Here is a 23,386-nt window from a genome sequence, read left to right as displayed (position 1 = left end):
CATCAGCCGGTTAAGCATCATCATCGCAGGGCCAAAAACCAGGGGAAGCCCGGGAACTACTCGAATCCGGGCTTTCTAATTTTCACCACTCCTCCATTAACGAGCGTCGGCGGAACCTCACCGTTTTTGAAGGCTATGAGGTTCCTGGCCACGAGCTCGGCCATTCCTTCTCTGGCACCATGGGTGGCGCTACCTATGTGGGGGGCCAGAACCACGTTGTCGAGGTTGAAGAGCTCCTCGTGGTAGTACGGCTCCTCCTCGTAGACGTCCAAGCCTGCACCGGCTATCCAGCCCTCCTTGAGCGCCTTTACGAGCGCCTCCGTGTCGACGACCTTGCCCCTCGCTATGTTTACGAGTATCGCGGTGGGCTTCATGAGCTTAAGCTCCCGTTCGCCTATCATGCAGTGGGTCTCCTTCGTCAGCGGGACGGCCAGAACCACGAAGTCGCTCTCGCGCAGGAGCTCGTCGAGGGGCCTGAACTCCGCGTTGAGTTCCCTCTCGGCCTCGGGCTTCCTCGCTCTTGAGCTGTAGAGTATCCTCATCCCGAAGCCCCCGGCGCGCCTTGCTATCGCCTGGCCGATTCTCCCGAAGCCGACTATGCCGATGGTCTTTCCGTAAACGTCGTGGCCCAGCAGCATCCTCGGGTGCCAGGCTATACCGCGCTTTTTCCATTCGCCTGAGCGGATGAACCCATCCGCCTCTATGAGCCTCCTTGCGGCGGCGAGCAGAAGCGTCCAGGCGAAGTCAGCGGTGGCGTTGGTGAGGACGTCGGGGGTATTGGTGACGTATATCCCGCGCCTCGTTGCCTCCTCAACGTCTATGTTGTCGTAGCCGACCGCGTAGTTCGCCACTATCCTCAACCTGGGGGCGCTGTCAAAGACTTCAGCGTCCATCCTCTCGCTCAGCATGGTAACGAGTGCATCAACGTCGCGAACCTTCTCGAGCAGGACTTCCCTCGGAATCTCGTGCTCGTCCTCCCAGACCTCGACCTCAAAGTGCTCCCTCAGGAGTTCGATGCCGTTTTCGGGAATTGCACGGGTGATGAAGACCTTCGGCCCCACAATCTCACCTCCGCATGGAATTCAGCGAGTTTGAAAGGGAACAATCACACCATCACTTTTGCCTTGAGACCGGCTATCCTGGTTATCCTCTCCGCCAGCTCCATGAATGCCCGGGCACCGGCAGAGTTCGGCCTGTACTCGACGACGGGAATGCCCTCAAGCGTCGCCTCCCTTACCGGTGGGTCCTCCGGGATAACCGCCAGCAGGGGAATCTCCATGACCTCCTCCGCTACGTCGGGCGGGATGTCGTTATCGCTCCTGCCGTAGCGGTTGAGCACGAAGCCCAGAACCACGAGGCCGGCTTTTTTAAGAACCATCCCCACCTTCATCGTGTCCGTGATGCAGGATATCTCGGGGTTCGTGACGAGCAGAACCTCCTCCCCGCTCATCATGGCGTTCATGGCGTCCATCTGGAGCCCCGCGGGGGAGTCGATTATCACGAAGTCAAAACTCTTTTTGAGGGGTTTTATGGTTTCGGGAAGCTTCCTTGGGTCCGCCCGGATGACGTGCTCCCAGTCTATAGAGGCGGGAATAACGTGGACGTTCTCGTAGGTCGTGGCGTATATGGCGTTGTTTATATCCGTCCTGCCGGAGAGGACGTCATGGATCGTCGTGTAAGCGTCATCTATTCCCATAACCAGGCTTAGATTGGCCATGGTTAAATCCGCATCAACTGCACAGACCTTGTATCCCATTTTACCAAGTGCTATGGAGAGATTCGCGGTCGTGGTGGTTTTTCCGGTGCCCCCCTTGCCGGAGGCTATTGAGATAAGCCTTCCCATCGTCCCACCCATCCTATTTTCGGCTAAACCTTTATGAACCTTTAGCCGCAGAGGACGTTGAGAGAGAAAAGGGGTGGGAGAGATGAAAGTATTCGTTGCAGATACGAGCGTTATCGTCGATGGCAGGCTCACGCAGTTCCTTTCGTCGTTTGGCGAGAAGGTCAAGGTTGTGGTTCCCGAAGCCGTCATCGCCGAGATAGAGCACCAGGCAAACGAGGGAAAGGCCATAGGCCACGTGGGCCTCGAAGAGCTCAAAAAGCTCCGCGAGATGGCGGACAGTGACAGAATCCTCCTCGAGTTCTACGGCGAGAGGCCCGAGCTCTGGCAGATACGGAGGGCGAAGTCCGGCGAGATAGACAGCATGGTTCGTGAGGCCGCACAGGCCCTCGGAGCGACGCTCATCACGGGCGATAGGGTTCAGAGGGACGTGGCCATCGCCAAGGGCATAGACGTGGTCTATCTGACCGCGAAGAAGGAGGTACAGCACCGCCTCGAGGACTTCTTCGATGAGACCACAATGAGCGTTCACCTCAAGGGCGGCATGAGGCCGTTCGCAAAGAAGGGTCGGCCCGGCGAATGGAGGCTCGTGCCCGTCCGCGATGAGGTTCTGAGCGATAGGGAGCTTGAGGAGATAGCGGACGACATAGTGGAGAGGGCTAGGCGCGACCCCGAGAGCTTCATAGAGCTCGACGAGCCGGGCGCCACCGTCGTCCAGCTCCGCAACTACAGGATAGTCATCGCCAAGCCGCCCTTTGCGGACAGGATAGAGATAACGGCAGTTAGACCCGTCAGGAAGCTGAACATCGAGGAGTACGAGCTCAGTGAAAAGCTCCTGGAGAGGCTGGCGGACAAGGCGGAGGGCATACTCATAGCGGGAGCGCCGGGTGAGGGCAAGACGACCTTTGCCCAGGCCCTGGCGGAATGGTACGCGGGCATGGGTAAGATAGTGAAGACCATGGAAAAGCCCCGCGATCTTCAGGTGGGCGAGGAAATCACCCAGTATACGGCCCTGAGCGGCAGGATGGAGCTGACCGGCGATATACTGCTCCTCGTCAGGCCGGACTACACGATATTCGACGAGATGAGGAAGACGAGCGACTTTAAGATCTACGCCGACCTCAGGCTCGCCGGCGTCGGGATGGTCGGTGTCGTCCACGCAACGAAGCCGATAGACGCTGTCCAGAGGTTCATCGGAAGGGTCGAGCTGGGAATGATTCCCCAGATAGTTGACACAGTCCTCTTCATCAAGGCAGGGAGGGTCGCGAAGGTTCTCACGCTGGAGTACCTCGTCAAGGTGCCGAGCGGCATGAGGGAGGAGGACCTCGCCAGGCCCGTCATCGAAGTCCGCGACTTTGAGACCGGCGAGCTCGAGTACGAGATATACACCTACGGCGAGGAGATAAGCGTCGTCCCGGTGAAGAAGGAGGAGAAGGCGCCCGCACTAAAACTCGCGGAGAAGAGGCTCAAGCAGGAGATAAAGAAGTTCCTGCCCGATGTCTATGCGGAGGTCGAGATAGTCAGTCCCCACAAGGCGGTGATCTACGCGGACGAGTTCGACATCCCCGCGATAATCGGAAAGAAGGGCAAGAGAATCACCGAGCTGGAGAAGAGGATAGGGATAAGCATCGACGTCAAGAGCTTCACCGAGCGCGAGGAAGCCAAGCCCAAGGAGAAACTCCCCGTGGAGATCGAGGAGAAGAAGAAAACCATAGTCCTCCGCGTCTCGCCGGACTACGCGAAGAGGCCGCTCAAGTTCTACGGCGGCGAGCAGTACGTCTTCACGGCCACACCGAGCAAGAAAGGGCTCGTGAAGGTCAGCAAGAGCACGCCCATAGGTAAGGAACTCAAGAGGCTCCTTGAGGCAGGGATACCCATCTGGGCGACCGCTTGAGCAAACTTTTTATAGTTTGCTTTCTTCTTTTCCATGGTGGTAAGCAGTGGGAGAGAGGTACGACCCCCTTGAAACGCTCGGTGCCGTTTTGAGCGCCCTTGGGCTGGCGGGTATTCTGATAACCGAGGGCCGTGCCCTGGGGCTTGGTCTCCTCGTCATCGCCTTTGGCACCGTCGTCTGGAAGATGGGGGAGATGAGGAGGGAGTTCAACGAGAAGCTCGAATCCCTGAGGACGGAGCTGGAATCCCTAAAAGGCCAGGGGAATGCCGCCGATGGCTGAGATTTCCACCTGGGGGCGAGATAAAGGCGCTGGAGAGAAAGGTTGAGGGGATGGAGTGAACCGGTGGCCTTTCTTCCTCCGTCTCGCAAGATTTTTTAACCCTTTCCGGAAGGGAATACCATGCTGGTTCTGGCATCTGCTTCACCGAGGCGGCGGGAGATACTCGCCAGGTTCATACGGGAGTTCGAGGTTATTCCGAGCAATGCGAGCGAGGAGTGCAGCATAGAAAACCCCGCCGAGTACGCGCTCGAGCTGGCGAGGAGGAAAGCCAGGGAGGTGCACGGCCGCGTTAGCGGAACCGTTATCGGTGCCGACACCGTCGTCAGCATAGACGGCCACATCCTCGGCAAACCGGGGAGCAGGGAGGAGGCCTTCGAAATGCTCCGGCTCCTCAGCGGGAGGGTCCACAGGGTCACGACGGGCTACTGTATAATCCACGAGGGCCGGGAGATTTCGGGGGTTGCCGTCACGGAGGTCAAGTTCCGCGAGCTGGACGACGATATCATCGGGGCGTACATCGACACCGGCGAGCCGATGGACAAGGCGGGGGCCTACGGCATACAGGGGAAGGCGGGCCTCTTCGTCGAGTGGATCCGCGGGGACTACTACAACGTCGTCGGATTCCCGCTTGAGATAATCTGGAAGCTGAGGGAGCTGGGATTTGAGGTCCTATCACGTTGAGGTTTCGCTGTTCTAAGTTTTCTCCGCCATAACTGCTGGAATTTCGAAAAGTCCTTTTCTCCATCCCCTGGAAGGCGATTGTTTGGGGCCAAGAACTGTACCCACATGTTACCATTATCCAACGGTATTATAACGAAATTTTTTCGGAAATTGGAATGCGGGCAGCGCGGGGGCGGGAACATGCGTATCTCCACCATAATCCAGTCTTTTCTGATTTGAGGATGGTTTGTTTGCCCATTTTAAATTCCAAGCCCTTTGAAGCCAGGGGAAATCCCGTGCACATCTTTGTTTGCCCGAGGATTGCGGCCGTTCCGCCCATCCAATGGCTCCGGGGACTCCTCGGACTGCCAGAATTGAACGCCTGCCGCGGTTCCCCTAGCAGGGATTTCCAGAAAGACTTAAATATTGGAAGCTCCTCAAAGCTTTACCTTTTTTCTTCTGAAAGTCTCGCCTTTTAGAGCGGGGGTGCAGTAATCGGTAATCCAGCATTCCAACAGTCGAAACCCCTTTAAACTTCAAGGTGTAGTAAGGCCTCGGAGGGGCCACTCGAAAACAATCTAATGGGACGAGGGGTTTCACGTGTCCTCCCGCCATTGGGAGGAAGACGCCGTAAGGCGTCCTTTCAAGAACCGCCTTTGAGCGGTTTGAAACCTGATGAGTGGCCTTTGAGTGATAACCCCAATCCGCTCTGGTGGTAGGGGTAACGGGGGCAAGACCGTCCCCTCGGGCTGAGCTGAAACCGGCGACGGGAGTAGGTGAATGAGTGCCCGAAAACCTTCCCGCCACTGGCGAGGGGTAAGCCGAACCCTCGCCCCTCACGGCCGGGAGGAGGTCAGTGGGCGAAACTGGGAAAATTCCCATGTGTTGTAATAAGACTCCAAGAGAATTGAAAGGAACAGCGAGACGCTCACCGGCAGCCGTTGCAATACTTCCTAGAGTTGGGTGGATCTTGAGGGGGTGTGGGGGACGGGACGTCCCCCCAGACAATAAGACTCCCAGAGAACCAACGGCTTCGTCTCGCTTTCTCAGGTTGCCGGTGTCACAGGCAGGAAATCCAGTCCAAAAGGCGACGTCTCACAGGAACTCTCCGAACAGCAGGTCTTCCCTCGCCCCGCCCGCCTTCTCGAATATCCTCTCGCTCCAGGAAACGCCGCCCACCTCCCCCGGAGAGTGGGCATCGCTCGCGAAGGTGAGCTTTATCCCGCGCCTTATGCATTCACGGATGAAGTCGATGTCCGGTACTCGGTAGCGGGAGCTTATCTCAAAGGCCTTGCCCCTCGCCTCCGCCAGATCGAGTATTTCCTCCAGCTCGTCGGCGGACGGGAAGCCGATGTAGGGGAAGCTGGCTCCGAAATGGCCGATGATGTCAACGTTGTCGTCTTCGAGGGCGAGTTTCACCAGTTCCACGTATTCCTCCGGCCTCTCGAGCCACTCGTGGACGCTCGCTATCACGTAGTCAAGCTTCTCCGCCATGAAGCCCGGGACATCGACGCCCCCTGCAGTTATGTTGCCCTCCACTCCGGCCAGAATCGTCAGCTCCGCGTCCTCGCCCCAGTACCTGACCTCCCTGATGTAGCGGCCGAGGGTTCCGGGTTCGAAGTGGTGGCTATGGTCGGTTATCCCGAGCAGCGCCAGCCCCCTCGCCTCCGCCGCGGCCACGCTGTCGGCTATTGATCCCGTGCCGTCTGAGTAGGCGGTGTGGGTGTGGGCATCGTGGAGAAACTTGAGCATGCTCTATCCTCTCGTGGGGACGTTATAAAGCCTTCTGGACAAAATATCCAACGTAAAGCTTAACCTTGAGTTTTGACAATCTTTAAATACCGCGGGAAACAAAAGTGGGGCGGTGGTGAAAATGGTCGAGCGCTCCAAGGTTAGGGTTCTCGTTGCGAAGCCGGGACTTGACGGTCACGACAGGGGGGCCAAGGTCGTCGCCAGGGCCCTGCGCGATGCCGGTTTTGAGGTCATCTACACTGGAATCAGGCAGACCCCCGAGCAGATAGCCGAGAGCGTTGTTCAGGAGGACGTTGATGTCCTTGGAATAAGCATCCTCTCCGGGGCCCACATGGTTCTCATACCGAAGATACTCAGACTCCTCGAAGAGCGCGGCCTGAAGATCAGCGAGGACGTTCTCGTTATAGCCGGTGGAATAATCCCGCCCGACGACGCCGAACAGCTCGAGAAGATGGGCGTGGCAAGGGTTTTTGGCCCCGGCAGCCCGATTGAGGATATAATCGGCTTCATAGACGAGAACGCGCCGAAGCTGAAGAAATTCAGGGAGAACTGAGCAAACTTTATAATTTCTTACCTGGATAATTTGTCCTAGTGGTGGCGATGTTAGACGGTCTCATAGAGAGGATGCTCACCGGCGACAAGCGCGCCACTGCGCGCCTCATAACCCTCGTTGAAAACGATGAGGAAAAGGCGAGGGAGATAATCTCGAAAATCTATCCCCACACGGGCAACGCCTATATCGTCGGCATCACGGGTCCGCCGGGGGCCGGAAAGTCCACCCTTCTCGACAAGCTCATCCGCGTTGCGAGGGAGGAAGGCAAGGTCGTCGGCGTTATAGCTATAGACCCCACCTCACCCTTCACCGGCGGCGCCCTTCTCGGAGACAGGATAAGGATGCAGAGGCATTCGACCGATCCAGGTGTCTTCATCAGGAGTATGGCGACGCGCGGCTCCCTCGGGGGCCTTGCCAAGGCCACGGCCGATGCCATCAAGGTTCTCGATGCCTACGGCTGCGATGTGATCTTTGTGGAGACCGTCGGCGTCGGCCAGATTGAGATCGACATCGTTAAGACCGCCGACACGGTCGTCCTCGTCACGGTCCCGGGTCTGGGCGACGACATACAGGCAATAAAGGCCGGGCTCATGGAAATAGCCGACGTATTCGTCATCAACAAGGCCGACAAGGAGGGGGCCGATGCCACGTACTTCGAGCTCAACATGATGCTTGACCTTGAGAAGGAGCGCTGGGAGAGACGGGGCTGGCGGCCGCGAATCGTGGAGACGGTCGCGACGACCATGCGGGGAATACGCGACCTCTGGAATGCGATCAGCGAACACAGGGAGTTCCTTGAGGGGAGCGGGGAGATAGAGCGGAAGAGGCAGTTCAGGGCCGAGGAGGAAGTCAAGACGATAGTCTCGGGGAGGATATCAAGGATAGTGGGGGAGAAGCTCGGCGAGGAAGAGATTTCGTCTTTGATAGGGATGGTTGTGAGACGCGAGATCGACCCGTACTCTGCCGCGGATAGGATACTCGAAAAAGCCCTGGGGGTGAAGGTATGATAAAGAAGATAGACCACGTTGGTATAGCCGTTAAGAACCTGGAAGAGGCCATCAAAGTCTGGGAGGGCCTTGGTCTCAAGGTGGAGGAGATCGAAGAGGTGCCCGACCAGAAGGTGAGGACCGCGATAATCCACGTCGGCGAGAGCAGGATTGAGCTCCTCGAGCCGACCGCTGAGGACTCGCCTATAGCCAAGTTCATCGCCAAGCGCGGTGAGGGAATACACCACATAGCCCTGGGTGTTGATGACATCGAGGGACAGCTTGAGAAGCTCAAGGGGGAGGGCTACAGGCTGATCGATGAACAGCCCAGGATTGGGGCTGGAGGTGCAAGGATAGCCTTCGTTCACCCGAAGGCCGTAACCGGTGTGCTTCTCGAACTGTGTGAGAGAAAAGAGTAATAAAGGAACCCACCCGGTTTTGAGGTCTCTACCCCCTTTTCCCTTTAACCCAATGAGTCGTGTATTTGTCTGTTCAATCTCACGCAGTAACGTTTATAAGCGGATTAACAAACTTACTGTGCCCCGTAATAGGATGTAGATAAAATCGAGTGAATCCGTACGAAGTGATGACTTATGCGGTTTAGGGGGCGACCCCTTAAGAAAGACTCAAGGATACTGGATTATCGGCGTCTCGACGAGATTCTGAAGAAAAACCCCAACAAAGGAAAGATTCTCATAACCCGGAGGCCCCCCTTTGAGGTCAGCCGTCCCAACGTCTATCTGATGTGGATCACCAAAGTCTCCCACCCTAACGCAGTATCCCCTTCGAAGCTCCATGCCATCGAGCAGATGGTGTGGGAGCAACTCCAGGATGAGGACGTGGACGTCATTCTAGACGCCATAGAGTACCTCATGATAGAGAACGGGGTCGAGCCGACGCTCAGGTTCGTCAGCAAGCTTCGGGACATGACCCTTCTCACGAACTCCGAGTTTTACGTCACCGTCAGCGACGGCCTCGACAGCAGGGTTCTGAACATCCTCCGCAGGATAGTCGAGTGAGCACGCAGCCGAGTACTCCTCGCCCCAAGGAACGGGGCTTTCAAAAGGAGTAAAGTTATATAACCTTCTTTGCCATTCTCCCGTTTAGGTGTAGGGCATGCCGTACATTGAGAAGATTGAAATGAAAGGCTTCAAATCTTACGGTAACAGGAAAGTCGTCGTTCCGCTTTCCAAAGGATTCACAGCGATCGTCGGTGCCAACGGTTCTGGAAAGAGCAACATCGGTGACGCCGTGCTCTTCGTTCTCGGTGGCCTGTCCGCCAAGGCGATGCGTGCCACGAGGATAAGCGACCTCATATTCGCAGGCACCAAGACGGAAGCGCCGGCAAAGTACGCTGAGGTTGCCATGTATTTCAACAACGAGGACAGGGGATTTCCCATCGACGAGGACGAGGTCGTTATAAAGCGGCGCGTCTATCCCGACGGCAGGAGCACCTACTGGCTCAACGGCAAGAGGAGCAGCAGAAGCGACATCCTCGACGTCCTCAGCGCGGCGATGATTTCCCCTGAGGGCTACAACCTTGTTCTGCAGGGAGACATCACCAAGTTCATCAAGATGAGTCCCACCGAGAGGAGGATGCTCATAGACGAAATTTCTGGCATAGCGGAGTACGATGCCAAGAAGGAGAAGGCCCTGAAGGAGCTCAAGCAGGCTGAGGAGAACCTCGCGAGGGTCGATCTGCTCATCCGCGAGGTCAAAACCCAGCTTGACAAGCTTGAGAAGGAGAGAAACGACGCGCTCCGCTACCTTGACCTCAAGGACCGCGTCGAGAGGGCGAAGGTCACGCTCCTCCTCGGAGAGATAAGAAAGCTCGAGTCCCTGATAGAGGAGAGCAACCTGCGCGACAAGGAGATAGAGGCGGAGATAGCCGCCATGGAGGCCCGCCTCACGGATATCGCCAGGGAGATCGTGGCAAGGGAGAAGGAGCTGAACACGATCGAAAGGGAGCTCGAGGAAAAAAGCGAGGACGGCATCCTTGAGGTAACAAGGAAGATAAGCGAGGTCAAGTCCAAGATAGAGATGGCCAGAAAGAACATCGAGCTGGCCAGGAAGGAAATCGAGGACGGCCAGCACCGCCTTGCCAAGGCAAAGGAGGAGCTCAAGAAGGTTTCCGAGGAAATAGAGAAGAGCAGAAATGCCATAAGCCGCTGGAACAAGAGACGCGAGAAGCTCAGGGTGGAAATAAAGGAGAAGGAAGTCATCAAGAACGAGCTGGTTGTTAAACTGGGCGAGATAGACAGGGACTTTGCCATCGCGAAGCAGGACTTTGACCGCGTGGTCGAGGAGCTGGAGGAGGCCAAAAAGGAGCTCTACATGAAGGAGAGCGATATCAAGAAGTTCGAGGAGGAAATAGAGCGCGCAAAGGGCAGGATAGCCCAGAACAACGCAAAGAAAGTTGCGCTCAAGTCCAAGATCAGTGCGGCCAAAAGCGCCCTCGAGACCAAACGCTCGGAGCTTGGAGAGGTAGAGGGCAGGATGGGCAGGGCCGAGGCGAGGCTGAAGAAGGCCGAGAAGGAGCTGGAGGAGAAGAGCAGAAAGCTCAAGAAGATCGAGGGTGAACTCTCGAAAGCTAGGGAGGAGCTTATCAAAGCCGAGGCGCAGCGCGAGGTCCGCGGGAACCGTGCTATAGAATTCCTCAAGGCTCAGAACATCCCGGGCCTCTACGGCTCCCTCGGTGAGCTGATCACCGTTCGTGATGAGAGCTACGCCCTGGCCGTCGAGGTCGCCCTCGGTGGAAGCTACGACCACGTGGTCGTGGAGGACGACCGCGTTGCCGAGAAAGCCATAAGGCTGCTCAAGGAGAAGAAGCTCGGCAGGCTGACTTTTCTCCCTCTCAACAAGATAAAGCCGCGCTCCATGAAGGGGGAGCCCGCCCTCGGGGTTCCGGCCCTGGACGTCGTTCAGTACGACCCGCGCTTCAGAAACGCGGTGGCCCATGCCCTCGGAGACACGCTGATAGTGAACGACATGGACGAGGCCAGGGCCGTCGGCATAGGGAAGGTCCGCATGGTGACCCTCGGAGGGGAACTCCTCGAGCGGAGCGGGGCGATAACCGGTGGTCACTACAGACCTCGGGGCAAGCTCGGGGTCAACGTGGATGAGATACGGAAGCGCGTTGAGAAGCTGGAGCGCGAGAAAGAGGCTCTGGAATCGGCCGTTAACGCCCTCAGGGTTGAGGTCAAGGGTCTTCAGAACGAGCTCTTTGAACTCCGCATGAAGAGGAGTGAGCTGAGCAAGGATCTCCAGGTGACCCAGCGTGAGATGGATCGCCTCCTTGCGGAGGACAGGGCCCTCGGGGGGGAAATCAGAGAGAACGAGGCCCTCATAGAGGCCCTAGAAAAGAGGATCCACGATACCCGGGGCGAGATGGCAAAGCTCCGCGGCAGGATTGAGCGGCTGGAGAAGAAGAGGACGAAGCTGAAGAAGGCCCTGGAGAACCCGGAGGCCAGGGAACTGAACCAGAAGATCAGGGAGGTCGAGGCCGAGATAAGCAAGCTCCGCGAGGAGCTCGGCAAGGTCGAGAGCAAACTGGAGGGCCTCGACGTCAGAATAAACGAGGAATTGCTTCCGAGGAGGGCGGATCTGGAGGAGGAGATAGAGGGCCTGATCAACAGGATAAACGCTCTCAAGGCCAACATCGAGGAGAATGAGAGGGCCATAAGCGACTTTGAGGCCGAGCTGGAGGAGCTCAAGAAGGCGGAGGAGAACGTCAAGGATGAGCTCAAGGAGCTCCGTGAGAGACGCGAGAGGCTCAAGAACGAGATCATCGATCTACGCGCCGAGAAGGACGAGCTGAGCTCCAAGCTTCAGGAGCTCCGCATAGAGGCCAACACGCTCAAGATAAAGCTGGCCCAGTACGAGGCAACCCTCGGGGAGAAGAGGGATGAGCTGAGGCACTACGACTCCAGGCTCATCAAGAGCATCAAGGAGGTTCCTCTGGAGCTCGACGCCCTGAGCGAGCAGATAGAGAAAATGGAGGAGGAGATACGCGCCCTCGAACCGGTCAACATGAAGGCCATTGAGGACTTCGAGGTCGTGGAAAGGCGCTACCTCGAGCTGAAGAGCAAGCGCGAGCAGGTCATTGCCGAGAAGGAGAGCATAGAGGAGTTCATCGAGGAGATAGAGGGGCAGAAGAAACAGGTCTTCCTCCAGACCCTTGGAGAAATAGCCAAGAACTTCTCAGAGCTCTTCGCCAAGCTCTCCCCGGGAGGAAGCGCCAGGCTTATCCTTGAGAACGAGGACGACCCCTTCGCGGGGGGCCTTGAAATCGAGGCCAAGCCTGCCGGAAAGGACGTTAAGCGCATAGAGGCCATGAGTGGTGGAGAGAAGGCTTTAACTGCTCTGGCATTCGTGTTCGCCATCCAGCGCTACAAACCGGCGCCGTTCTATCTCTTCGATGAAATCGATGCCCACCTGGACGATGCCAACGTCAAGCGCGTTGCCGACCTCATCAAGGAGGCCTCCCAAAACAGCCAGTTCATAGTCGTTACCCTGAGGGACGTCATGATGGCCAACGCGGACAAGATAATAGGCGTCAGCATGAGAAAGGGCGTCTCGCGCGTCGTTGCCCTCAGCCTCGAGAAGGCCATGAAGATACTGGAGGAGGCAAGGAAGAGGAGTGAGGCCGAGCACGCGGAGATGTTCGGCCATCTGAGCGGGTGATAACCATGGAATCGCGCCGTGAGGAGGAGATAACGCCCGTTGACATTCTCCTCCAGCTCGTCACCATGGGGAAGGTTGACCCCTGGAACATCGACATCGTCGACCTTACCGAGAAGTACATCGAGAGACTCAGGGAGATGAAGGAGCTCGACCTCCGCGTCTCCGCCAGGGCCATCCTCGCCGCATCCATACTCGTCAGGATGAAGAGCGAGGCCCTGCTCTACGGCGACGAGGAGGAAGAGGAGGAGCACAAGGAGAAGCTCCACGTTGATGTCGAGCCGCTGGCCCCTCCCCTCCGCAGGGTGGAGCGCTACTACACCTTCGACGACCTCCTGGATGCCCTCATGGACGCCCTCGAGGAGGCAGAGAAGAGAAAGCCGCGGAAGAAAAAGAAGGTCGAGATAGAGGAGGAGGTCTTCGTCGTCGATGACTTCCGCGTTGACATCGAGAAGCACGTCTATCGGCTCCACGAGATAGTGGTTGAGATGTACAGGGAGAGCAGAGAACCAATAAAGTTCTGGGATCTGATCTTCGACCCGACGCCGAAGATAGTAGCCAGAACCTTCCTCTACCTCCTGTTTCTCTCCAACATGGGGAAGGTGGACCTCATTCAGGAGGAGCCCTTCGGGGAGATATTCGTCGTGCCCGTGGGGGAGAGCGCCTAGTCCGCGCATTCCCTCTCGCTTTTCTTCGCCGGCCGCAGGGTTATCGCAAGCAGCGGCGGGGCGCTGCCTATGTAAAGGCTCCTCTTCTCCCTGTTGATATAGAAGCAGTACTCGCCGTCCGGGACGGACTCGAGAAACTTTCGGGGGATGGTTTCTCTGGCGGTTCTCCCGTCGAGAAAAACGCACTCATAGGCTCTAGAGATGCCCCCAACGCGCTCTTTTATTTCCTCAAGTGGAAGTCTCTCGCAGTCGAGCCTGGAGCAGACCAGACTCTTTCTCCCGTCCGTGAAGATTACGATCCTCTCGTTTACATCGATCCTCCTCGAGCGGTCCAGGAAGGCCCACAGCTGGGGGTAGAATCTCTCGGGGTTCCTGTTCTTTGCCAGCCTCTTGATCAGCCTTTCCCTTGCGTGTCTCGTGAGGAGCATGGTGATCGATGGGGCGAACCGCTTAAATCCTTTGCCTGTTCCCAGTGTATGTACCTATGTTTGTACACATGTAGGTTCTGACTACGGAGTAAAGTATTTAAAGGGAATGACGTAGATAACAGTGTGGTGAAGGGGATGCGAGGCAAAGTGTACGCAGGATTTTTTGTGGCGTTTTCGGTTCTTGATATGCTTACAACCTGGTTTGGCGTGAGTAGAGGGTTCTCCGAGGCAAATCCTGTCATAGCCCAGAGGATCTCAGACCCCGCCCTTTTCTTCGGAAGCTTCGCCCTCTTCACGGCCCTGGGTGTTGCCCTGATCATTGCATCCTCTGCCTTAACAGGCATCTCCAGTGTTTTCGGATACTTCCCCGCGGTCTTTGTGCTTCTTAAAGCCGCTCCCGCGGTCAACAACCTCTACCTGCTATTCGGCTTTGGATTCCTGATACCTTTCGTTCCAGTGCTTCTTCTCGCGGCAATGCTCATTGTTAGGTCCGAAAAGCCCGCATCCACCAGGGACGTCAGGAAAGCTTTTATTCGCTCCCTCCAAGCTTAAACTATGTACCTTCGCCGAGACCTCATCGAGCCCCGCGTTTACCAGGAGGTAATCTACGCCCGCTGTAAAGAGACCAGCTGCCTCGTCGTTCTCCCGACGGGGCTGGGAAAGACGCTGATAGCGATGCTCATAGCCGATTACCGGCTCTCCAGGTACGGCGGTAAGGTCCTCATGCTCGCGCCAACCAAACCCCTGGCCATCCAGCACGCCGAGAGCTTTAGGCGCCTCTTCAATCTCCCCCAGGAAAGAATAAACGTCCTCACCGGAGAACTCTCCCCCGAAAAGCGCAGACGGGTGTGGGAGGAGAGCGTGATCATCACCGCCACCCCCCAGACCGTCGAGAACGACATCCTCACGGGCAGGATTTCGCTGGAGGACGTTTCCCTTCTGGTAATCGACGAGGCCCACAGGGCCGTTGGCGGTTACTCGTACGTTTTCATCGCCAGGGAGTACCTCAAAACCGCCAGGCACCCGCTGGTTCTCGGCTTGACCGCATCCCCAGGGAGCGACGCCGATAAGATTCGCGAGATAGTGGAAAACCTCGGCATCGAACACGTCGAGGTGAGAACCGAGGCTTCCCCCGACGTTAAACCCTACGTCCAAAGCATCGCCTTTGAGTGGGTGAAGGTCGAGCTGCCTGAGATATACAAGGAGGTTAGAAAACTCCTCCGCGAGATGCTGAAGGAGAGTCTCAAGCCCCTCGCCCAGTTCAAGCTCATCTCGACTTATTCGCCCGACATCTCAAAGAGGGAAGTGCTTCAAGCGGGGTCAAAGATCAACCAGGAGGTCGCGAGGGGCAACTATGAGATCGGCCGCCTCAGACTCCACCAGGCCAAGGCCGTCAAGCTCCAGCACGCGATCGAGCTCCTCGAGACTCAGGGGCTGACCGCCCTGCGCACATACCTCAGGAAGCTTCGGGAGGATAAGCGGACGAAGTCGAGCAAGCAGCTCATGGAAGACCCGCGCATGAGAAAGGTGGTTTACCTCCTTGTTCAGGCAAAGGAGAGCGGGGTGGACCATCCGAAGATGGAGCGGCTGAAGGAGCTCGTCAAAAGGCAGCTCGAAAGAAAGCCGGACTCCAAGGTAATTGTCTTCACCAACTACCGAGACACAGGGAGGAGAATAGTGGAGGAACTGGAGGCGATGGGGATCGCGGCCGAGAGGTTCATCGGCCAGGCGAGCAGGGGGAAGGACAAAGGGATGAGCCAGAAGAAGCAGAAGGAAGTCCTCGACCGCTTCTCCCGCGCTGAGTTCAACGTCCTCGTCGCTACAAGCGTTGGCGAGGAAGGACTGGACGTTCCCGAGGTGGACCTGGTCGTCTTCTACGAGCCGGTGCCTTCGGCCATAAGGAGCATCCAGAGGCGCGGCAGGACCGGCAGGCATAGACCGGGGAAGGTTGTAATCCTGATGGCCCGAGGGACGAGGGACGAGGCCTACTACTGGGCCTCAAAGCGGAAGGAGAAGGGCATGTTCGACGCGATAAAGAAAATCGCAAGGGAGCTTGAAAGGGAGAAACCGAGGAGGGCTGAAATAAGGGAGAAAGTTCCGGAGCGTGCCGGGATGAGCAGGGGGAAGGTAACCTCCCTTGATGCGTTTCTGAAGCCGAAGGGGGTCCAGAAAACCGAGGAGAAATCCGGGGCTTCTGAAAAGCCTCCGAAGAACCCCGTTTTCGTAAAGAAACAGAAGGGTATAGTGATCTACGCCGACAGCCGCGAGCTGAGGAGCGGGGTGCCGAAGCACCTCCGCGAGCTTGGCGCCGAGGTTGAGGTCAGGACGCTCGACGTTGCCGACTACGTGGTGAGTGAGGACGTCGGCATAGAGCGCAAGAGCGCCAACGACTTCATCCAGTCGATAATCGATGGGAGGCTCTTTGACCAGGTGGAGAGGCTGAAGAGGGCCTACGAGAAGCCCGTCATAATCATCGAGGGCGAGCTATACGGCATAAGGAACGTCCATCCCAACGCAATCAGGGGCGCGATAGCGGCGGTGACCCTCGACTGGGGCGTGCCGATACTCTTCTCCTCCGGCAAGGAAGAGACCGCCCAGTTCATCTATCTAATGGCAAAGCGCGAGCAGGAGGAGCGGAAGAAGGAAGTCCGCCTCAGGAGCGAGAAGAAGGCCCTAACCCTGGCGGAGAGGCAGCGCCTGATAGTCGAGGGCCTGCCCAACGTCTCGGCAACACTCGCCAAGCGCCTCCTCACGCACTTCGGCAACGTTGAACGCGTTTTCACTGCAACGGAGGAGGAGCTGAAGGAGGTCGAGGGAATAGGTCCGAAGAAGGCGAGGGAGATAAGGAAGGTGATAACCGCGCCCTACGTAGGGGAGGATAAAATTTAAGTTCCCGTCGGAATTACAAGATAGTGCCCCCGGAAACCGCGGGGAGGGAGCGTCTTGGCGAGCCGTGACCTCCCTTCGCTCCCCGGGGGCACAACCGCTACTCCTCCTCTTCCACTTCCTCGCCGGCGAGCTTCCTCAGCTTGTCGAGGTCGGAGCCAACCGCTATGAGAACGTCGCCCTCCTTAATAACGTCGTTCCTTCCGGGGTTGTAGATGTACCGGCTCCCGCGCTTTATGGCGAGTATCCTCGTGCCTATCTTGCTCGGAAGCTTGAGCTGGGCGAGGGTCTTCCCTATTAGGATCGAACCCGGGTGAACGGTCACCCTTCCAAGCTCTTCCTCGGTGTCCTCCATGATCCTCCTGATTATCGGGTGCGGCTCGACGTCGCGGAGGACCAAATCCGAAATCTTGTAGGCGGCGTCGCTTATCTGTTCGTTTATCTCCGCCATGTCGATGACGCTGAGGAGCCTCAGGGGATCTTCTTCCTTCTTGGCGAGCAGAAGGGCGAGCTTCTTGACCTTGAGCGTCAGCTCGTCCATCCTCTCCTCGAGGATGTAGACCTCCTCCGCTATGTCCTCGCTGTTGTACATGACGGAGGAGAACGCCAGGTCAACCATCAGGGACGAGAGGTCCTTCATCTCCACGAGGCAGTTTCTGATCTCCTCAAGCTCACTCATTGGACATCACCTTGATGTTGCCCCGGGCTATCTCCTTGAGGTAGTCCACCGAGGTGTTCGTCCCGCGCCCGATGAGAATGTCGCCGGGGAATATCTTGAAGTCCCCGTCGGGGTCGAAAATCCAGCGTTTGCCCCTCCTCACCGCCACTATCCAGACGCCGGTGTTGGCCGCGAGGTCCAGCTCCTCCAGCGTTTTTCCGACGAGTATAGACTCGGCCGAGACAAAAATCTTGCCGATTATCTCCTCGCTGCCGAGGATCGCCTCGGTTATGACGGGGTGGAGCTCGACGCCGTCGATGACCATTTTCGCGAGGTCCGCCGCCGCGTTGGACATGTCGTCTATGGCGTGCGCCATGTGGAGGATGGACGTTATCTGCTCCGCCTCCTTCGGCCTCCGCGCGGCAAGAACCGCATGGACCATGAGGTGATAGTTGAGCAAATCGAGGTACTCCTCGAGTTCGAGTACCTCCTCGGCCATCTCCTCCTCGTTGAAGAGTATGGAGGAGTAGGCCAGGTCAACCATCAGCTCGGCGGTGTTCTTCATCTCGACGAATATGTCCTTGACGTTTTTAGGAACCTCGATTTCGTCCCACTCTTCCACCCGGCTCTCACCGATGTGGGGAAAGGGGAGAAATCTTATTTAGTTTTCGCCTTCGAAAAGTTTAATACCCGCGAAGGTCAACGTTTACGGGGTGAGAGCGATGGAGAGTGATGGCAGTGATCGGCGGAGAGGTCAGGGAGGAGCTGAAGGGAAAGATCAAGGAAGCCTACAGGGTTACGCTGCCGTCCCTGTTCACCTCCCAGATATTCGGCCTATTCGGCGGCACGTTTCTGGGTAAGTACTTCGAGACCATAAGGACCCAGTTCCCGGGCCTCTTGGTGGTTCTGCCGGGCATAATGGGCCTCCGCGGGAACGTTTTCGGCTCGATGGCATCGCGCTTCTCCACGATGCTCTACCTCGGTGACCTCGAACCCTCCATGAGGGATAAGAAGGTTCTCAAGGAGATAGTCCTGAGAATGCTCATCTCGCTTATCCCGATAGTCCTGCTGTGGGTTATAGGCGTTGCCACGGGGGTAAAGAAGAACGCCTTCGACGTCCTTCTCATAGTCGTTACCTCGACGATACTCGTGTCCTTCATCCTCGGCTACTTCACCTCATTCGTCACGATATTCTCCTTCAGGCGCGGCACAGACCCGGACAGCGTTGCGGCCCCGCTGGTCGCTTCAATGGGCGATTTCCTGACGGTTCCCTCGCTGGTGCTGTTCATCCTTCTCATAGAGTGCTCACCGAAGGGATTCAGGGTCTTCAACTACGCGGTGCTGGCTCTATTTGCGGTCGTGGCTGCAATAAGCCGGGTCAGGAAGGCGGAGTTCGTTGAGCTCAAGCAGGTCTTCATGACGATAACCGGGCTGGCACTCCTCTCGACGGTATCGGGTTCAATACTCGCCAGGTTCAGCGAGATAATCCAGGCGTCGGTTATACTGAGCTTCATATACCCAGCGATACTTAGTTCATTTGGTAACTACGGCTCCATAATAGCCGCGAAAACCTCGACAAAGCTCCACCTCGGTGAGATAGAGAGCTTCATCTGCTGGAAGCCCCTCACAGACATCCTGGCGCTCTTCACGACGGCGCCTGTCATCGGAACAACGAAGCTCCTCATAGGCATCGCTCTGGTGAAGCTGACGACCGGGATGGCGGTTCCGAGCTCCGCCTGGATCATATTTCTCACGTACCCCTTCATGGCCCTGTTCATCATGCTCTACTCGTACACGGTCTCGTACTTCCTCTTTCAAAAGAACATAGACCCCGACCACGTGGCAATACCGCTCATCTCGAACAACAGCGATATATTCGGCACGATCTACGTCGTGCTCATGGCTAAGCTGATGGTGGGTGGTTGAATGATAGGTCTCTCCATGACGGCCTATCCCGGAAGGGACCTTCTTGAATTTGAGGGATGGGTGGGTAGGGCGAAAAAGCTGGGCTTTGATTTCGTTGAGATTCTGAGCGAATGGCCCCACTACCTGACGAGGGACAACTACCGCCTCTTCGAGGAGGTTCTTGACGGCTGGAGCATGAAGAGAACCGTTCATGCGCCGTTCAGCGACGTCAACATAGGCTCTTTCAACGACAGGCTGAGGAGAACATCGCTGGAGGTAATCCACGAGGCCATCGAACTGGCGGCCGAGCTCGACGCCCTCTCCGTCACGATACACCCAGGCCACTGCTCTCCGGTCAGCGTGAAGAACCGGAGGAAGTACCTGGAGATACACCGGGAATCCCTGAGGAAAATCGCCGAATGGGGATTCGAGTACGGAGTCAGGGTCGGCGTCGAGAACATGCCGCGCTTCGTAATCCTCGATGCCCAGACGTGCGAGAGGCTGTGGGAGATACTCGGTGACGTCGAGATAGGGGTGACCTTCGACGTTGGACACCTAAACACTACAACTGGAAAGTTCGAGCGCTTCCTGGAGGTTCTCGGGGACAGAATAGTTCACGTTCACCTCCACGACAACCGCGGCGAGAGGGACGAGCACCTGGCCCTGGGCGATGGCATCGTCCCGTGGGTCAGAGTGCTTCCAAAGCTCCCGAGGGTGACGTGGGCCCTTGAAGTCGGCGACATCGAATCTGCCAGGAGAAGCCTCGAATTTTTGAGAAATCTGCATTGATGGACGTTTCAGTTCATTGGCGTCCTATTTTTACAAAACGCAACTCTTTTATACATTTAAACTGAAGTTCTTGCGAGAAGCAGTTTCTGGCGGAGGGATACCAATGGTGGAAAAGATAGTTGAGGAAATGAGGCCCTTCTTCGACCCGAAGGCGGTCGCTATCATCGGTGCAACCAACAAGAAGGGTAAAGTTGGAAACGTCATCTTTGAGAACTTCAAGATGAACAAGGAGCGCGGGGTCTTCAAGGGCAACATATACCCGGTGAACCCCAAGCTCGACGAGATAGAGGGCTACAAAGTCTACAAGAGCGTCGAAGAGCTTCCGGAGGACACTGACCTGGCAGTCATCTCGATTCCCGCCCCGTTCGTCCCGGACACCATGAGGCAGGTAGCGAAGAAGGGAATAAAGTCCGCCATCATCATCACCGGCGGCTTCGGTGAGCTCGGTGAGGAAGGAAAGAAGCTGGAGCGCGAGATTCTTGAGATAGCCAGGGAGAACGGAATAAGGATTATCGGCCCGAACTGTGTCGGCGTCTACGTTCCGGACACCGGCGTTGACACCGTTTTCCTGCCGGAGAGCAAGATGGACAGGCCGAAGAGCGGCCCGATAGCCTTCGTCAGCCAGAGCGGTGCCTTCGCGGCTGCGATGCTCGACTGGGCCGCGATGGCGGGGATAGGAATCGGCAAGATGGTTAGCTACGGCAACAAGCTCGACGTTGACGACGCCGACCTTATGGACTACTTCATCCACGATGAGGGTATAAACGTCGTCACCTTCTACATCGAGGGCGTCAAGGAGGGCAGGAAGTTCATAGAGGCCGCCAAGAGGATAACCCAGGTCAAGCCGGTCATAGCCCTCAAGAGCGGAAGGACCGAGTACGGTGCCAAGGCCGCCTCTTCCCACACCGGTTCACTCGCCGGTGCCGACACGATTTACGATGCCGTCTTCAAGCAGACCGGTGTCATCCGCGCCGAGGACTTCGAGCACATGTTCGACCTCGCGAAGGCCTTCGCTGCGCTCAAGGACAAGCTTCCGAAGGGGGCCAGGATAGGAATAATCACCGACGGCGGTGGAGCGGGAGTCATGGCCAGCGATGCCGTTGCCAAGTTCGGCCTCAAGATGGCCGACCTCAGCGAGGAGACCCTCAAGTACCTGAAGGAGAACTTCCCGCCGCACGCCGTTCCGGGCAACCCCACAGACGTCGTCGGTGACACCGACGCCGAGAGGTACAGAATCGCCATCGAGGGCTTCGTGAACGACCCCAACGTTGACGCTATCCTCGTCATAGTCCTCTTCCAGGTCCCGCTCCTCGAGGAGGAGAAGATAATCGACATCCTAGCCGAGTACCAGAAGAAGAGCGACAAGCCGATCGTTGCGGTGGCGATGGGCGGTAAGAAGACCGACCACTACGCCAGAATCCTCGAGGACAAGGGAGTTCCCGTTTACCCGACCCCCGAGAGGGGTGTCCGCGCCCTGGCGGGCCTTGTTAAGTACGCCGAATACCTCAGGAGGGGGGCCTGACCCCCCAATTTTTGGTGGTGGTATCATGAAGGAGGAAGCCCTTAAAGTTATTGAAGAGGTTTTGAAGTCCGGAAGGACTTCGCTCGTTGAGTACGAGGCAAAGCAGGTTCTCAAAGCCTACGGCCTCCCGGTTCCAGAGGAAAAGCTCGCCAAGACCCTGGACGAGGCACTCAAGTACGCCGAGGAAATCGGCTATCCCGTTGCCATGAAGCTGATGTCCCCGCAGATTCTCCACAAGAGCGACGCTAAGGTCGTCCTTCTCAACATCAAGACTCCAGAGGAGCTGAAGGAGAAGTGGGAGCTCATCCACGAGAACGCGCGCAAATACCGCCCGGACGCTGAAATTCTGGGTGTTCTCGTGGCCCCGATGCTCAAGGTCGGGAGGGAGATCATCATAGGCGTCACCGAAGACCCGCAGTTCGGCCACGCCCTCATGTTCGGTCTCGGTGGAATCTTCGTCGAGGTTCTCAAGGACGTCACCTTCCGCATAGTGCCCATAACCGAGCGCGATGCCAGGAAGATGATAAGGGACATAAAGAGCTACCCGATTCTCGCAGGGGCCCGCGGCGAGGAGCCGGCGGACATAGACGCAATAGTCAACCTCCTCCTCAAGGTCAGCGAGCTCGTCAACGACCTCGACGACTACATCAAGGAGATGGACCTCAACCCCGTCTTCGTCTACGAGAAGGGCAAGGGTGCCGTCGTCGTTGACGCCAGGATAATCCTGAAGGGCTGATTTCCCTTTTTCTCCCACCATTTTCAACGGTTGATTCCCCGCGAGAAACCTCTGTTGGCCCGCAGGAGAAAAACCGCCAATGCCCCCAATCCAAACACCCCCACGAAGAGAAATCCTGTTCTAAACCCGAGAAATCCTATCAAAACCGGCCCCAGCGCCTGGCCGATGTCCTTTACGCTCTCTAAAAAGCCTAATGCCGTTCCACGGAGCTTCGAGACTTCCGTGGCCAGGGGCTTCGTTGAGGCCTCGCTTATCGAGGCGCCCACCGAGAAGACCACCGCACCCAGAACCACCAGAGGAAGGGAATCCGAGAGGGCAAGCATGAACATCGCCAGGCCCACCATGGTCATGCCCGCCACTATTGGCTTCGTCCTGCCAATCCTATCGCTGAGATAGCCCGCGTAGGGTTTAACGACCGCCATTATGGCGATTTCCACCGTCAGTATCAGTCCGGAGAGCCAGGCCTTGTCCTGGAGGTAGTAGAAGAGGGGCAGGAAGGTTTCTATGCCCTGATAAGCCATGTACACGGCCGCGTCCAGGAGGCCGATTAGGAGGAGCTCCCCGCTGAACGTGAACTCAAACCTCTTGAGCTCGCCCCCTGTCTCGGGGAACCTGAAGGTGAGGGCAAAAACCACCAGCCCCGTCAGTGAGCAGAGGACGAAGACCAAGGAAAAGCCAAGGAAGTATATGATGCTTCCCGCGAGGACGGGGGCAAGGGCGCGGCCGACGAGGGTTGACGAGCTCAGGAAACCCATGAAGGTGCCCTTCCCCTCCGGATAGAGGTCGCTGACCAGGGCGAAGGACACTGGAACGAAAATGGCCGTCGCAACGCCGTAGTAAACCCTGACAAGGGCGAGGGTCAAAGCGTCGCCCGCGAGAAAGTACATCAGCGGGGCGCTGAGAAAAACGAAGCCGCTCATCTTGAGGAGCCTCTTCCGTCCGTAAACGTCGCTGAGAAGGCCCGACGCGAAGTTTACGAAGATGCCCGTCACCGTCGAGGCGGCAGCCACGAGGCCGATTTCTCCCTTTCCGAGCCCGATGCTCTGGGCGTAGAGGGGAAGCGTGGGGGACTTGCTCATTGTGGAACCTAGGATCGCGAAGAATCCCGCGATAAGGATGAGATAGAGGGCCTTGGAGTCGGTTCTCACT

Annotated in this window: 22 protein-coding genes; 15 read left to right on the top strand and 7 right to left on the bottom strand. The window is 57.2% G+C overall.

The features are described 5' to 3' along the window. Positions 1 to 56: 56 nt before the first annotated feature. Complete coding sequence (gene gyaR, locus APY94_RS06865; RefSeq protein WP_058938924.1) at positions 57 to 1,061, bottom strand: glyoxylate reductase; 1,005 nt, start codon at positions 1,059 to 1,061, stop codon at positions 57 to 59. A 44-nt stretch (positions 1,062 to 1,105) separates the two neighbouring features. Further along, positions 1,106 to 1,843, bottom strand: coding sequence for a cell division ATPase MinD (gene minD, locus APY94_RS06860; protein WP_058938923.1), 738 nt, complete (start codon positions 1,841 to 1,843; stop codon positions 1,106 to 1,108). An 82-nt stretch (positions 1,844 to 1,925) separates the two neighbouring features. On the opposite strand from minD, the gene APY94_RS06855 reads away from it, so the two are divergent. From APY94_RS06855 to APY94_RS06845, 3 genes are all read left to right on the top strand, one after another. Continuing rightward, positions 1,926 to 3,734: a PINc/VapC family ATPase gene (locus tag APY94_RS06855; protein ID WP_058938922.1), complete on the top strand. Its 1,809-nt coding sequence runs from the start codon at positions 1,926 to 1,928 to the stop codon at positions 3,732 to 3,734. 46 nt (positions 3,735 to 3,780) lie between these two features. Further along, on the top strand, positions 3,781 to 4,014 hold the full coding sequence (locus APY94_RS06850; protein ID WP_058938921.1) for a hypothetical protein: 234 nt from the start codon (positions 3,781 to 3,783) through the stop codon (positions 4,012 to 4,014). A gap of 120 nt (positions 4,015 to 4,134) precedes the next feature. Beyond that, positions 4,135 to 4,695 carry a Maf-like protein gene (locus APY94_RS06845; protein WP_058938920.1) on the top strand — a complete coding sequence of 187 codons (561 nt, stop codon included), beginning with the start codon at positions 4,135 to 4,137 and terminating at the stop codon, positions 4,693 to 4,695. Between the two features lie 1,074 nt (positions 4,696 to 5,769). Here the strand turns inward: APY94_RS06845 and APY94_RS06840 are convergent. Further along, entirely contained in the window at positions 5,770 to 6,426 is a 657-nt protein-coding gene (locus APY94_RS06840) for a PHP domain-containing protein (protein ID WP_058938919.1), read from the bottom strand. Positions 6,427 to 6,547: 121 nt separating this feature from the next. On the opposite strand from APY94_RS06840, the gene APY94_RS06835 reads away from it, so the two are divergent. The 6 genes from APY94_RS06835 (at position 6,548) to APY94_RS06810 (ending at position 13,313) form a co-directional block, all read left to right on the top strand. Continuing rightward, positions 6,548 to 6,979, top strand: coding sequence for a cobalamin B12-binding domain-containing protein (locus APY94_RS06835; RefSeq protein WP_058938918.1), 432 nt, complete (start codon positions 6,548 to 6,550; stop codon positions 6,977 to 6,979). 47 nt (positions 6,980 to 7,026) lie between these two features. Continuing rightward, entirely contained in the window at positions 7,027 to 7,986 is a 960-nt protein-coding gene (gene meaB, locus APY94_RS06830; protein WP_058938917.1) for a methylmalonyl Co-A mutase-associated GTPase MeaB, read from the top strand. Next, complete coding sequence (gene mce, locus APY94_RS06825) at positions 7,983 to 8,384, top strand: methylmalonyl-CoA epimerase (RefSeq protein ID WP_058938916.1); 402 nt, start codon at positions 7,983 to 7,985, stop codon at positions 8,382 to 8,384. The genes meaB and mce overlap by 4 nt, the downstream gene beginning before the upstream one ends. A gap of 174 nt (positions 8,385 to 8,558) precedes the next feature. Then, a complete protein-coding gene (locus APY94_RS06820) occupies positions 8,559 to 8,984 on the top strand; it encodes a DUF835 domain-containing protein (protein WP_058938915.1) in 426 nt (141 codons plus the stop codon). Between the two features lie 97 nt (positions 8,985 to 9,081). Further along, positions 9,082 to 12,648 (top strand): chromosome segregation protein SMC, encoded by a 3,567-nt coding sequence (gene smc / locus APY94_RS06815; RefSeq protein WP_058938914.1) that lies wholly within the window; start codon positions 9,082 to 9,084, stop codon positions 12,646 to 12,648. 5 nt (positions 12,649 to 12,653) lie between these two features. Continuing rightward, entirely contained in the window at positions 12,654 to 13,313 is a 660-nt protein-coding gene (locus APY94_RS06810; protein WP_058938913.1) for a segregation and condensation protein A, read from the top strand. On the opposite strand, the gene APY94_RS06805 is transcribed toward APY94_RS06810, so the two are convergent. Beyond that, a complete protein-coding gene (locus APY94_RS06805) occupies positions 13,310 to 13,741 on the bottom strand; it encodes a hypothetical protein (protein ID WP_058938912.1) in 432 nt (143 codons plus the stop codon). The two genes, APY94_RS06810 and APY94_RS06805, sit on opposite strands and share 4 nt — an antisense overlap. A 123-nt stretch (positions 13,742 to 13,864) precedes the next feature. Here APY94_RS06805 and APY94_RS06800 point away from each other — a divergent pair, with 123 nt between their 5' ends. After that, positions 13,865 to 14,293, top strand: coding sequence for a DUF5658 family protein (locus APY94_RS06800; protein ID WP_211259702.1), 429 nt, complete (start codon positions 13,865 to 13,867; stop codon positions 14,291 to 14,293). A gap of 3 nt (positions 14,294 to 14,296) precedes the next feature. Beyond that, a complete protein-coding gene (locus tag APY94_RS06795; RefSeq protein ID WP_058938911.1) occupies positions 14,297 to 16,630 on the top strand; it encodes a DEAD/DEAH box helicase in 2,334 nt (777 codons plus the stop codon). A 97-nt stretch (positions 16,631 to 16,727) separates the two neighbouring features. On the opposite strand, the gene APY94_RS06790 is transcribed toward APY94_RS06795, so the two are convergent. Then, entirely contained in the window at positions 16,728 to 17,306 is a 579-nt protein-coding gene (locus APY94_RS06790) for a potassium channel family protein (RefSeq protein WP_058938910.1), read from the bottom strand. Further along, a complete protein-coding gene (locus APY94_RS06785) occupies positions 17,299 to 17,907 on the bottom strand; it encodes a potassium channel family protein (protein WP_058938909.1) in 609 nt (202 codons plus the stop codon). The genes APY94_RS06790 and APY94_RS06785 overlap by 8 nt, the downstream gene beginning before the upstream one ends. Positions 17,908 to 18,017: 110 nt before the next feature. Here APY94_RS06785 and APY94_RS06780 point away from each other — a divergent pair, with 110 nt between their 5' ends. The 4 genes from APY94_RS06780 to APY94_RS06765 all read left to right on the top strand — a co-directional run bounded on the left by APY94_RS06780 (position 18,018) and on the right by APY94_RS06765 (position 22,237). Further along, positions 18,018 to 19,211 carry a magnesium transporter gene (locus APY94_RS06780; protein ID WP_058938908.1) on the top strand — a complete coding sequence of 398 codons (1,194 nt, stop codon included), beginning with the start codon at positions 18,018 to 18,020 and terminating at the stop codon, positions 19,209 to 19,211. Further along, positions 19,212 to 19,979 (top strand): sugar phosphate isomerase/epimerase family protein, encoded by a 768-nt coding sequence (locus tag APY94_RS06775; RefSeq protein WP_058938907.1) that lies wholly within the window; start codon positions 19,212 to 19,214, stop codon positions 19,977 to 19,979. Positions 19,980 to 20,082: 103 nt separating this feature from the next. Continuing rightward, positions 20,083 to 21,501 (top strand): acetate--CoA ligase family protein, encoded by a 1,419-nt coding sequence (locus tag APY94_RS06770; protein WP_058938906.1) that lies wholly within the window; start codon positions 20,083 to 20,085, stop codon positions 21,499 to 21,501. Positions 21,502 to 21,526: 25 nt separating this feature from the next. Continuing rightward, complete coding sequence (locus tag APY94_RS06765; RefSeq protein WP_058938905.1) at positions 21,527 to 22,237, top strand: acetate--CoA ligase family protein; 711 nt, start codon at positions 21,527 to 21,529, stop codon at positions 22,235 to 22,237. 23 nt (positions 22,238 to 22,260) lie between these two features. Here the strand turns inward: APY94_RS06765 and APY94_RS06760 are convergent, their stop codons facing one another. Beyond that, positions 22,261 to 23,385, bottom strand: coding sequence for an MFS transporter (locus APY94_RS06760; RefSeq protein ID WP_058938904.1), 1,125 nt, complete (start codon positions 23,383 to 23,385; stop codon positions 22,261 to 22,263). Between the last annotated feature and the right edge of the window lies 1 nt (position 23,386).

Source organism: Thermococcus celericrescens (genome assembly GCF_001484195.1).
Taxonomy (GTDB): Archaea; Methanobacteriota_B; Thermococci; order Thermococcales; family Thermococcaceae; genus Thermococcus; species Thermococcus celericrescens.
The sequence above is the reverse complement of the archived record's forward strand: the minus strand, read 5'-3'. Positions and strand labels throughout refer to the sequence as shown.